General features: G+C 53.9%; 6 protein-coding genes and 1 riboswitch. Of the genes, 2 read left to right on the top strand and 4 right to left on the bottom strand.

Features of this window, described 5'->3' with window-relative positions; genetic code table 11:
- Positions 1-6 precede the first annotated feature (6 nt).
- Positions 7-6,309, bottom strand: a complete 6,303-nt coding sequence (locus MKY12_RS00775; RefSeq protein ID WP_339312522.1) for an S-layer homology domain-containing protein — start codon at positions 6,307-6,309, stop codon at positions 7-9.
- Between the two features lie 286 nt (positions 6,310-6,595).
- Complete coding sequence (serS, locus tag MKY12_RS00780) at positions 6,596-7,888, bottom strand: serine--tRNA ligase (protein ID WP_339312523.1); 1,293 nt, start codon at positions 7,886-7,888, stop codon at positions 6,596-6,598.
- A 407-nt stretch (positions 7,889-8,295) separates the two neighbouring features.
- On the opposite strand from serS, the gene ssuE reads away from it, so the two are divergent.
- Positions 8,296-8,865 (top strand): NADPH-dependent FMN reductase, encoded by a 570-nt coding sequence (gene ssuE / locus MKY12_RS00785; RefSeq protein WP_339312525.1) that lies wholly within the window; start codon positions 8,296-8,298, stop codon positions 8,863-8,865.
- Between the two features lie 534 nt (positions 8,866-9,399).
- Here ssuE and nrdG read toward each other — a convergent pair.
- Both nrdG and MKY12_RS00795 read right to left on the bottom strand, forming a co-directional pair.
- Positions 9,400-9,927, bottom strand: coding sequence for an anaerobic ribonucleoside-triphosphate reductase activating protein (gene nrdG, locus MKY12_RS00790; protein WP_339312527.1), 528 nt, complete (start codon positions 9,925-9,927; stop codon positions 9,400-9,402).
- Entirely contained in the window at positions 9,924-11,909 is a 1,986-nt protein-coding gene (locus MKY12_RS00795) for an anaerobic ribonucleoside triphosphate reductase (protein ID WP_339312528.1), read from the bottom strand. The genes nrdG and MKY12_RS00795 overlap by 4 nt, the downstream gene beginning before the upstream one ends.
- A 308-nt stretch (positions 11,910-12,217) precedes the next feature.
- Positions 12,218-12,449: riboswitch (cobalamin riboswitch) on the bottom strand.
- 341 nt (positions 12,450-12,790) lie between these two features.
- Between MKY12_RS00795 and MKY12_RS00800 the strand changes: the two genes are divergently transcribed.
- Positions 12,791-13,099, top strand: coding sequence for an MTH1187 family thiamine-binding protein (locus tag MKY12_RS00800; RefSeq protein WP_036732667.1), 309 nt, complete (start codon positions 12,791-12,793; stop codon positions 13,097-13,099).
- Positions 13,100-13,130: the final 31 nt, after the last annotated feature.

Raw genomic sequence — 13,130 nt, forward strand, 5'->3', positions numbered from 1 at the left:
CGTGCGTTAGTTAATGAATTGCAGGGACTTCAAGGTCTTCTCCAGCATCGTAGCCGCTTCCGCACGGGTAGCCAGCTTAGCCGGAGCGAACGCACCATCAGGGGTACCCTGGATGATGCCTGCGGCGGCGATTTCTGCTACCGCTGCTCTGGACCAGGCCGGGATGCTTGAGGCATCGCGGAATTTAGCCAGTACAGCCGAATCGGCCGTCAGGGTCTTGCCGGTGTATTTCATAGCTTTGGACAGGACGGCTGCCATCTCCTGCCGGGTAATCGGACTGCCCGGCTTGAAGCTGCCATCGGTATAACCGGTAATCAGACCCGCGGCTGCTGCTGTCTGTACAGCATCCGTGTACCATGCGCCAGCACGGACATCACTGAAGGATGTTCCTGTTGCTGCCGGTGCAAGCCCCAGCGAGCGGGTGATCAAGGCTGCGAACTCTGCCCGTGTAATAGACTGCGCAGGTGAGAAGGCGGTATTGCTGGTGCCGTTAATCACCAGCTTGGAGGCCAGCAGCTCAATGGAGCCCTGTGCCCAATGGCCGGCAGTGTCACCGAAGGTCTTGGACGATTTAACGACAGTGTAGTAGCTGTTGCTGTTGCGCTTGATCGTTACTTCCGTATGTCCGTCTGCCGGACTAGCGAAGACCGAAGGCACGAAGGACAGCTTGCCCGTGGCCGGGTCAAAGGCGACACCGGTCGCACCCTTGGCATCAAGTGCACCTGTGGCCGTGACTGTCCGCTTCACATAGGTACTGCCGAAGCTGTTCAGCGGTACGCTGGTGGTGCCTGCCTGGGCAGTGACACTGAATTCAATGACGGGGCCGGCTAGTGTGACCGCATTGCCCTGTGCGGCAATGGCCTTGTTCAGACCGTCAAGTGCAGCAGGTCCGGCCTGAAGCAGCGAGACAGTGATCGTGAACTCCCCGGTGCCAAGTCTTGCAGCCAGTGCTGATCCGTTCACAACGCTCAGCGGCAGGGAGTAGGAGGCTCCGCCTGATGAGGTGAAGGTAAGCACGGTATCAGGGCGGGCAGCCGCCTGCTGAACCAGCACACTGCCTGGCAGGACAACCTGTGCTCCTCCTGCCGACGCTGTAAGCGGGATGATCAGCTCACTAGAACCGGCTGGCAGTGCGGCCAGCTTCGCTGTAAGCTCTGCTGCTGTAAGCGTGGTAACCTGTGGTGCTGACGCGCTTGGAGCAGAGGTTACTGATGGCGTTGCCGTAGGAGTCACTCCCCCGGAGCCTCCTGGATTAGATCCGCCCGGATTCGTGGTTGGTGCCGGTGTTACTGTCGGACTTGGGTTTGGAACGGCACCCTTCAGATCGGTGATCCGTCCTTCAACGCTTGAAGTTACCGGATTATGCTTCTTCAGAAAAGCCAGCAGAACTTCGAAGTCGGGAAGACCCAACTCATAATAACGTCCATCCGCCTTGGCTGAAGCCAGTGCGCGGTAGAAGTCCCCACCGCCAGCCATGAAGGAGTTCGTGGACAGAATATAATAGCCTGCCGGATCAATCGGCTGGTAAGATCCGTCCGTCTGCTTGATCTCAACGGAGATGATGCGTTCCCCGGTCTGGGTCACCTGACCGGTCAATGAACTCACAATCTCTGGTTTTTTAGTCGAATCATACGTGTATTTCATCCCCGAGACATGGGCGAAACGTCCCTGGTCGGTTTCGAGGCCGCTGACTGCGTTCTCCAGAGAAGAGATGATCTCTGCGCCGGTAACCTTCAGGGCGACCAGGCTGTTATTGAACGGAAGAGTGGTCAACACTTCTCCCATAGTGATCTCGCCCTTGTCAATCGCCGCACGGATGCCTCCGCCATTCTGAATGGCTACGACGCCTTTGATCGTACCCAGCTCATCCTTGGACACGAAGTTAGGCATCAGCTCGGTGACCTTTTCCGCGATGCTGTCTGCAATCATGTTGCCGATCGGTGTCTCTTCCTTGCGCACCACGCGGACGGATTTCCCGTCAATGTCGCGGTTGGTGTAGAGGTCAACTTCGGAGCGGCCTACGACCTGGCTGCGGACCGCTTCGAGCTTGGAATCGTATGTTGAAGCGAGCTTGGCTTTGGCCGCCGGATCTTCAGCGTATTTGGCTACATCCAGCAGCTTTCCGTTGTACGATACAATTTCACCGTTCTTGTCAAAGACAACATTCAGCTCACCCAGATTTTGGCCGTATTCTCCTGTCTGGACCACCAGCACAGGCTTACCTGTACCAACGTTGGTAACCGGCTCAGGAGGGTTGTCGATCTTGGTATGAGAATGACCGCCGACAATGATGTCAATGCCGTCGACAGCTGCAGCGAGATTCTTGTCTACGGTATACCCCAGATGGGTTACCGCGATAATCTTATTAACCCCTTTAGCTTCGAGCATCGCTACAGTGTTCTTCGCGCTCTCTATATGGTCCTTGAAGCTGATCTTATCACCCGGTGAAGATAATCCGACCGTATCCTCAGTAGTCAGGCCGAAGACACCGACCTTCTCCCCGTAGACGTCTTTGATTACAGCCGGATAGATGTTCCCGTTATACGCGGTGTCACCTTCGCCGATGGTAACGATATCGTTGTGGTACCGGTCTGCAAGCTCACTGTTCTTAGAGGTAAAGTCAATGTTTGCGCTCGCGAACGGGAATTTCGCCGCCTCCACGAAATTTCTCAGGTATTCAGGATGATCCTTATTCTGATCAAATTCATGGTTGCCGAAGGTCATCGCGTCATAGCCGAGGTCGTTCATGAAATCAACATCCGCCATGCCTTTAAATGTAGTGGAATAGAGTGTCCCTGAGAACACATCTCCTGCATCTAACAGTAGAGTATAGGGATTGCGTTCCTGCTTGATCGCCGTAGCACGCTTGGCAATGGTCTCCAGATGTCCATGCGTGTCATTCGTGTGCAGCACACGCAGAGCGAAATTGGATAGGTCGAACTGAGCGACTACCGGATCATGGTCGGATGCCCGTCCACGCGATGCAGGGAAGTCTGCATTAAGATGGACAACGTCCATTTCTGCGGATTTCGCAATATTTTTACTCGCCAAAATATGATCCAGTACCTGTGAGTTTCCGTCATACGTATAAGTGTACTGTTCATTAAGCGGCAGCTTGTCAATCAGATTGTCCAGCTCATTGCTTTTGAGAATGTCTGCGGTCTTCGTGAATTGGAAATCATTCAAGTCGCCCATGGCAATAATATTCGCCGACGGGTTGGCTGCGAGCACATCCTTGACGAAGCCGTTCACGACGGCGGCAATCTTGTGACGCTGTGTCTCACTTGACAAAACCGGTGGCTGAACGTTCTCAAACGGGCCGTTGTCCCCCGACTTGGAATTGAAGTGATTGGCAATTACAATAACCTTCTTGCCTTTGAACTCGAATTGTGCCGCTAGCGGCTTGCGGGATTGGTTAAAGGCACCGTTCGCCGGGTCAATTCTTCCCGGATTGTAGCTTAACTGGTCCGCAGCCGCATTGTAGCTGACCGCTTGCAGAGCGGAACCCTTCTGTCCGCTGATGCTGTCAGACAGCTTGACTCTTGCCGGATTGTAGAGGAATCCAACCCGGATGTTACCGCCGGGAGCACCGCCGTCTGCTTTATCCGATGGAGCAATATCAATATACTGGTATGCCGGGCCTCCGGCGGTCTGAATCGCTTCGATCAGCTCGGCGGCATTGGCTTCCACGATACCGTTGTCCACCTCGCCGCTGCTGTCCTGCATTTCAACGACGCTGATAATATCCGGCTTCTGGAGATTTACAGCGATGGACTGAGCCAGCTTCTGAATCTTCGCGGCTCCTACGCCAGGGTAATAGTTCTCGATATTATACGAAGCCACCAGCAGCTTGTCCTCAGCTACAGCAATCGTAGAGGTCTCCTGTGTGAAGCTTCCTTGCGTAATGCCGGGCAGACTTCCATTCGCCGGAATAACCTTGAAATTTCCATTGTTGTAGCCGATTACTCCGGTCACATCACCGTTGAATGTATCACCGGTACCAACCTCTTGGCCGGGATTGCCATAGGCGATCAGCAGCCGTTGCGGGTTAAGGTTCTTTGTGTCTTTTAGAACAATTCCCCCTGCCGTTGTAATCACATCGTCCATCGTATTGTCCACTCTCGTAGGAATGTTATATACGGTGGAGGTACCGCCGCCGCTTGTCCAATACGGACTGAGAATCGTAGGAGTCGGAAGTGTAACGAGCATCCCCTCAAGCGATTCATAAAAGTCCATAGCATCCTCATCGGGCTGGAATTCGGTTAGTTTATCATCGTCGATGACTGAGGACGGGATGATCCGCCCGCCTTTGCCCAGAACTACAGGCTCTGGAAGTTTTACGTTTTTGGCAACTGTCTTGATTGTACTGAGTGTAATTTGGGTGGAAGTCAGATTCTTGCTGCTGCCCTCATTGTACTCCGACACCATACCCGATACAGTCACATGATCTCCAATATCGGGCTTCAGGCTGGCATTCGTGCTGTATACGAATATGCCTTCAGAGGTATTGTCATTGCTATCCGGCTTAGGGTCCTGTATGAAAAAGCCTTTATAATTGCCGTTCGCAAATGTATATCCATACTGGGTTACAATCCCCTCGACATCCGTAACGGTCTGGCCGGCATATTCAGAGGAATGGGATTCCCCTTGAATATCATGGATGCGCGGAGGCGCTGAAGCGGTATAACTGAACGTGAATACTTTGCTGGTCTGGCCCGGAATGGAAGCGATAGCTTTAATTACAGTATCCTTAGTAATCGTAACCGGAACGGTATACAACGTACTGGACACGGTAGGTTCTGAGCCGTCGAGCGTATAATAGACAGCTGCTCCTTTTGTAGGACTGGATAGTGTTACAGAGCCTCCGCTAATGATTCGTCCAGCGCCGGGGCTGGCGGTCACAGAGAAGAGCTCTTCTACCAGACTCTCGGCATTCAGCGGAATGAATTGATAGACATCATTAAACTGTTCAATAACACCGGTGATTCTATCAAAATGCTTTTCTGCGGTCAGTTGAGGCAGGTCAGAGTAAATTCTGAACGGCTGCTCTGCTTGAATGGCGGTGACATTCTTACCGTCTTTACTTTTGATCGTCACATTCTCAAGTGTGACAAGTTTAGCCTCATAAGCTTCACCATTTGCTGTTGTCAGTTCTGCGGCGGTGATTAACTGGGGAGCAGGAACACCGGCATCCGGAGTCACTACACTGTAGTTAAGCCCGGCGGACGGTTTAAGTTCCTGGAGGTTACTGTAGATATCCATAACACCTTGAATATTAACAATATCTCCTGCTTTGGCGAAGTCAGGGTACCCGTACAACACAAGGCCTGCAGTGGCATCCTGAATGTACATTTTTGCGCCGTCGATGTGTGTAACCGTTCCTTCCGTCCATACGTTCTGACCCTTAGGTGCCGGGCGGACAGAGGCGATACCCTGTTGTTGAAGCAGGGTGTAATCATAACTCGTTACCGTACTGTACACTGAATCCGATACGGCAGCATAGGTTTTGATGGTTATGGGTGCATTCAGCAGTATGGGTCCGCTGTATGGTTTGAATGCCGCTTCGGCGCCGTCTATGTAGACTGCGGCGTACACGGATGCGCCAACGGTTGACGTATTAAGGGAGATTTCAGTGCCTGCGGGCCAGGCATTGGCAGACGGAGTGGCAATAACCGGCGCTACAGTCTGACTGAGACCATAATGGCTATTGCGGGGATCAGGGGGCTGGACGGTGAAATCGTTGGTGTTGTTATCGGTATCCAGGCCGCGGTTACCGGCAGGGCCGATATCTGAGTTTTTGCGCACTGCAGCAAGCGTACTGCTTAGCGCTCCTGTAGGTCCGCTGCCTTCATAAGTAGTGGCATTTCCGAAGCCAACCATATCAACACCTGCATTGGAGGCATCTACAAGGTCAATTTTGCCATTGGCAGCTCCAAGCTTTAATGTTCCTGTATAATCAGGGGCTGGCAATTCAACCGTACCTCCGGTACCAGCCGATTGCTGGATCAGAAAGTATCCCTTCGCGGCAATGGTTCCTGTTAATACTGAGATGTCGGATGTGTTACTTAGGTCACCATTGGCACTGGCATAACGCACCTTCCATCCCTCAAGACTCACTGCTGTATCCGTAGGATTGTATAATTCAATGAAGTCATTTTTGTATTTAGCGCCGCCGTTGCCGCCGCCACCGTAGACTTGTGAGATTACAATGTTACTGTTATCCGCTGTTGCCTGAGCATTTTGTCCAGCAGGTGTTACTAGTCCAAGCAGCATTAGCACGGATAACGCTGCAGACAGCCATCTTCGCATCCTGTGAGAAATAACCATGATCCTAAACCCACTCCTCTCAAAACTATGATTGGCATTCCCCATTATTCTACCATTTAATTGTTAAATAAAGGGTCGCTTCATATAAATATATATTAAATTGAGACCAATTCAAAAGAATAATAGAGAAGTTTATTAGAAATGCATAAAAATAGTAGTAATGTTTAGTATAAAATCTATATAAATAGCCATTCCCCAATATATGGGGAATGGCTATTATCGATTATTAATAGAAAATCAATTATAGTCGTCGTTGTAGAGCCGGATATCAGCCGTGATTCACTCCCGGTTCAATCCGCTCCGCCCCGCCCATATAAGGCCGCAGCGCCTGCGGGATATAGATCGATCCGTCCTCCTGCTGGTGGTTCTCCAGCAGCGGAATCAGAATGCGCGGCGTGGCGACCGCTGTGTTGTTCAAGGTATGGCAGTATTGCAGCCGCCCGTCTTCATCACGGTAGCGGATGCCCGAGCGGCGGGCCTGGAAGTCGAGCAGATTGGAAGCCGAGTGGGTCTCCCCGTAAGCTTCTCTGCCCGGCATCCAGGTCTCGATGTCATACTGCTTATGGGTCTTCATCGCCATGTCTCCGCTACAGACGGCGACTACCCGGTAAGGCAGCTCCAGCAGCTGAAGAATATGCTCGGCATTGCCGAGAATCTCCTGGAGCATCTGCTCCGATTCTGCCGGATTGTTCTTGCACATGACCACCTGCTCGATCTTCGAGAACTGGTGGACCCGGTACAGCCCGCGCACATCGCGGCCGGCCGAACCCACCTCACGGCGGAAGCAGGCCGACATCCCGGCCAGCCGCAGCGGCTGATCCAGCTCCAGAATCTCATCGCTGTACAGCGAGACCAGCGACACCTCCGAGGTCCCGGCCAGCCAGCGCTTCTCGCCTGTCAGCTCGTAGGTCTGGTCCCGGCCGCCGGGGAAGAAGCCGGTCCGCTCCAGCGCTTCCGGCCGGACGATCACGGGCACATCCATCGCGGTGAAGCCGCGCTGCATCAACACATCGAGCGCCAGCCGCTGCACGGCGAGGTGCAGCAGCAGCCCGGCCCCCTTCAGCACATAGCTGCGAGGCCCTCCGGCTTTGACACCGCGCGGAAGGTCGATGATGTCGTGCAGCTCTCCGAGCTCGACATGGTCCCGCGCGCGGAAGCCGAAGACCGGCGGCGCGCCATGCCGCCGCAGCTCCACATTCGCGCTGTCATCCGGCCCGATCGGCGTATCCGCCGACACGGGATTCGGCGCTTCCAGCAGCAGCTCGCCGCAGCGCTGCTCCGCTTCCGCCAGCTCCGCCTCCAGCAGAGTCAGCTGGCCGTTGATCACCCGCACCTGCTCCTTGGCCAGCTCGCCACCCGAAACGTCGCCCCCGCGCAGCAGGCGCTCGACCTCCTTCGTCAGCGCGTTGCGCTCCGCGCGCCGCTGCTCGGTGGCCCGGCGTACCTCCCGCCGCCGGTCATCCCATTTCAGGAGCTCCGCCAGCGGGAACTCCAGTCTTTTCCACTCGGCCGTCTTCCGTACAATGTCCTCATTCTCCCTGATCCAATTCATATCCAACATCTGCATCCGCTCCTTAAGTGTGGGTAAAAAAACGCAAAAAACGCCCTCATCCATGGGACGAGGAGCGTCAGCTCGCGGTGCCACCCAGGTTGACCTCATTCACGTATAGCAGCTAAGCAGCGCGGAATCAGGCCCTCTTTGGTCTTCGCGGTAACGGGCGAAACCCGGTAAACTTAGGGAACAGGAAGCTGCTCCGGTCGCAGACGCCTCGCGGTTGGATGCCGGTCGTTGGCCTGGTCGGGATATAGGTTTGCCGTTTATTATAACCAGAGCGGCAGCGGTTTGCAAGCATAAGAGGGGTTTGACAATATTCCTTGTACTCTGCTAGGATTATTACTAATTTAAAGTATTGATGCCCGGCGAAGCAGCCCGGTTTATCCTATTATGCGGACGGAAGAGGTGCGGAAATGGCCAAAATAGTCGTAATTAACGGAACACCCTCGCTGGTCTCACGGATCAATGCCGTGATTGAGTATGCAGAGAATGCCCTGCGGGAGCGCGGGTATGAAGTGGAGCGGATCAATGTGGCGGAGCTGCCTGCAGAGGATCTGATCCATACCAAATTCGAGAGCGAAGCCATTGTCAAGGCGAATGGGCTCGTAGCGGAAGCTGATGCGGTAATCGTAGTCAGTCCGGTATATAAGGCTTCTTACACGGGAGTACTGAAGACCTTCCTGGATCTGGTGCCGCAAAAAGGGCTGGCCGGCAAAATCGTCCTGCCGCTCTTCATGGGCGGAAGTCTTGCACATCTGCTGGCGATCGACTATGCACTGAAGCCGGTACTGTCCGTGCTTGGCGCCCGCTACATTCTTGGCGGCGTCTACGCCGTAGACTCCCAGGCGGTTCGTAACGACCAGGGCGTAGTTGAGCTGGCTGAAGAGCTGCGTTTACGCCTGAACAGTGTGCTGGAAGAGCTGGCGGAGGAGACGGAGCATAAGATGGGGCGCAAGGCAGGGCAGACAGGAGCCGCAAAATAACGTGAAGCTGCCGGTTCGAGCTGCCCGGTATAATCGAAAGGCACTGCACTACCCGGATGTGGGCGTGCAGTGCCTTTTTGGTTATATAGGAAACTATAATTCCTGCTGTTGTGGAAAAGGTGTGTGTAAATTTGTGATTAAGAGTTCTTTGGGTGATCCGTAGAGTGACTTTGATACTGAATGTGACTAAAGGTATGCTTAAAACCGAATAGGAATATGCTGGTACAATAGCATATGAACCAAATGTATGTGGAAAACAGCATACATTGTGCTCTCATGCAGGCATATGAAACAAATGTATGTGGAAAACAGCATACATTGTGCTCGCATGCAGGCATATGAACCAAATGCTATGTGGAAAACAGCATACATTGTGTTCGCATGCAGGCATATGAACCAAATGTATGTGGAAAACAACATACATTGTGCTCGCGCGAGTAATTTATATGCTTCGCGCTATAATTATCCTTATCTTTCTCGCTGAAACGGTACCGTCCTTTATAAGGACGGTACCGTCTCTACTTGATATGAATTTTATACCCCTTGAAAGCTCAGCTCCGGCTCCCACAGAACAACCCTATCTCCCGCCAGACTCGCCGGAATATCAATGATCCGCTGGTTGCTGCTTCCCCGGTAGGAGAGGGTAAGGTCTTTGAGCTCTTCGACGAACCGTCCGTCGATCACGACCTGGCACAAGGCCAGCAGCTTCCATTCCGCAGAGCCCGGGGAAGCCGTAAGCTCCTCGTACGTATAGCCGGTATAGATCCAGACCGGGAAGCCCGGCAGCTCGGCGCGCAGCTCGTGTATGAAGTCTGCAGCCTCCTCAGCCGAGAAAAAAGGGTCCCCGCCCGCCAGCGTCAAGCCGTCCAGCAGCGGATTGCCTGCAATCTCCTCTATAATCTCCCGCCGGCGCTCCGGGGTAAAGGCCTCCCCGTAGTTAAAGTTCCAGGTCTTCGGGTTGAAGCAGCCCGGGCAGCGGTGGCGGCAGCCGCTGATGAAGAGGACGGCCCGCAGGCCTTCCCCTTCATTGATCGACTCCGGGTAATATCCGCAGATGTTCATAGATGCTTAACACGGTCCCGGACTTCGGCTTGCTTGGCCGCATTGAAGCGGGTCTGATAGTCACCGGTCAGATACCCGGTAACCCGGCGCAGACGGCGGATATGGGTGGTATCCTCATGGGCATTGCAGGTCGGGCAATTCGTGCCGATGACCCCTTCATAGCCGCAGCCGGAGCAGCGGTCAATCGGATGGTTAATGCTGAAGTAGCTGATATCCTGCTCCAGCGCGTATTTGATGATTTTGACGAAGGCTGCAGGGTTGCTCCGGGCATTGCCGTTCAGCTCGACATAGGAGATCGCTCCGGCGTTGCAATATTCATGGAACGGGGCTTCCAGGCTGATCTTCTTGGCTGCGCTCAGTTCATGGTAGACCGGGATGTGGAACGAGTTCGTATAGTATTCACGGTCGGTTACCCCAGGGATAGAACCGAGCACCTTGCGGTCGATCTTGGTGAACTTGCCGGAGAGACCTTCGGCCGGTGTTGCGAACAAGGTGATGTTGAGGTTAAGCTCCTCGCTCTTGCGGTCGCAATATTCACGCATGTGGCGGACAATGGCTACAGCCTTGGCGTGAATCTCCATATCTTCGCCGTGGTGCTTGCCGTACATAGCCTTCATGCACTCTGCCATCCCGATGAAGCCCAGCGACAGGCTGCCGTGCTTCAGCAGTTCGCCTACGCTGTCATCAGGTGCAAGCTGCTCGCCGCCCTCCCAGACGCCTTCACGCATCATGAAATCGGAGGCTTTGGCCTTCTGGGAAGCCTGGATACGGAAGCGGTGCAGCAGACCGTCCAGTGCAATATCCATATAGTGATTCAGGTCGTCGAAGAACCCTTCTTCATCAGCAGCCAGGCGGCGGCCGGTTATCGTGCCGTGGGTCAGTCCAAGACGCACCAGGTTGAGCGTATTGAAGGACAAGTTGCCTTTGCCGGAGCAATGGTTGCGTCCGAAGCGGTCGCCGAGCACACGGGTCCGGCAGCCCATCGTAGCGAACTCGGTATCCGGGTCAGCCGGATCATAATATTGCATGTTCAGCGGAGCGTCCAGGTTGGCGAAGTTCGGATACAATCTGCGCGCCGAGCACTCCGCTGCCTTCAGGAACAGCTCATAGTTAGGGTCACCCGGTTGCTGGTTAATGCCTTGCTTGCATTTGAAGATCTGAATCGGGAACACCGGCGTCTCCCCGCTGCCCAGTCCGTTCATCGTAGCCGTCAGCAGCGAGCTGATCACAAGCTGGCCCTCCGGGGAGGTGCAGGTCCCGTAGTTGATGCTGGTAAAAGGAATCTGGCCGCCGGAGCGGCTGGACATCGTATTCAGGTTATGTACCATACTCTCTGCGGCCTGCAGGGTCTCGCTCTGCGTCTCCTTCAGGGCAAAACGGAAGGCGCGCGGATACTGCTCAGCCAGATCGCTGCGGCTCATCGTAATCTCCCCAAGTTCTGAAACCTCTGCATTCTCCTCGAAATACTCCAGACCTTTGCGGAAGAGCTTGGAGAAGGACTTGGTCACATAAGGAGCCAGATCATAATCCAGCTTATTCGCGGACACACCGCCGTACTGCGCATTCTGCTGCGACTGGAAAATAATCGCCACCAGCGACATCGCCGTCATAATCGAGTTGGGAGGCCGTACGCTGCCGTTGCCGGTGTTGAAGCCTTCACGGAGAAGCCGTTCGAACGGGATGAAGATGCAGTTGGTGGTTCCGATGGCGTATTGATCCAGGTCATGCACATAGACGACATTATCCAGGGTAGCCTGTACCAGCTGCGGCGGCATGGTGAAGTTGCGGGCATACCATTTGGAGTATTCACTGCCGAATTTGCTCATTTTGCCGGAGAAGCTCTCCCCGTTCAGGTTGGCGTTCTCGCGCAGCAGATCCAGATCCCGGCTGTCGATAATATCCCGTCCCAGATGAATGACCTCTTCCAAAAGATCCTCCTGTGCAGCTTGTCCTTCGTTATAACGTTTCTCCAGCAGCGTCATTATATAACTCTCTCCTCTCGGGTATTGTAAGCGTTAAAAAAGCACCTCCGGCCGGGAAGGCCGGAAATGCCCGAATGCATGATGCAAAGATCCGGGAAGCGGAAGTTTGCCTGTGGTCTGGGTGGAATATACGAGCAGACACTGGGTAAATAGCTTACGCCCGTTCTTGTATATTCCGCAGAGCCGATACCTGAAGATAATCCACGATCGTCCTCAGGTATCGGCAGCCTCTGGCCCGATTGACGGAAGGCTAACTCTGCTATTGCAGGCCGCATACGGACACCTCCCCTATTCCTCGCAGGAGTCTAAGCGGTGCCACCGAAACAGGCAGGTCTCCTGGCTTCCGGCAACTCCTCCGGCGCCTTCCCGGGGGGCTTATTCCGCCCCTTAGTGGCATTTAGCCGGAGAATGCGGCCCTGGGCATCGCACCCTGGGAGCATCCGGTTACAGTGGCGGGACCGCAGCGGTTTTGCACCGCGCTTCCCTATTAAGTCGCACCTCTATTACAAGGGGTGAAACACCCGTTTCTACTATATTTTGTTGTTATCTATTAAAGCTACCGCAATATATTGTGTTTGTAAATGTTTTTTTGCAATCCCGCACGGGGAGCGGGTTCGGCGCTTTTACTCACAGCTGATCCACAGTTAGTCCACAGGTAATCCACAACTTTCCTATGAATCTGCCGTGAATTTTTCATAAAATCTCCGAAAATACGCCACAAAGAATCCATAAATAGAGTGCGTCTAATCCTGGTAATCATTTTGACGGATATTAATAGAATAGAGAGGGTGCAGGTGATTTGTAGCAAGCCTGGCGAAGCGTTACAATAAGAGGATAAATAAGAGGCTCAGGCACACCAGATAATTAGGAGGGAGATCACAATGGCAATTGGCGAAGTGACCGTTATTCCGATCGGGACAGGCAGCACCAGTCTCAGCAGCTATGTGGCCGAGATGCAGCGTGTGCTGCAGACGGTGGAGGGCATTACCTATGAGCTAACTTCTATGGGTACAATTATTGAGGGACCGGTAGCGCGGATTCTGGCTGCGGTAGAAGCGCTGCATGAGTCGCCGTTTACCGCCGGGGCACAGAGAGTCTCAACCTCACTCAAGATCGATGACCGGCGCGACAAGACCTCGACCAGCCGCAGCAAGCTGGAATCTGTGGAGCGCAAGCTACAGGGAGAGTAACCACAATAGTATCCAATCAGAATCAACCGAT

The organism is Paenibacillus sp. FSL M7-0896 (assembly GCF_037975415.1).
Taxonomy (GTDB): Bacteria; Bacillota; Bacilli; order Paenibacillales; family Paenibacillaceae; genus Paenibacillus_AQ; species Paenibacillus_AQ silagei.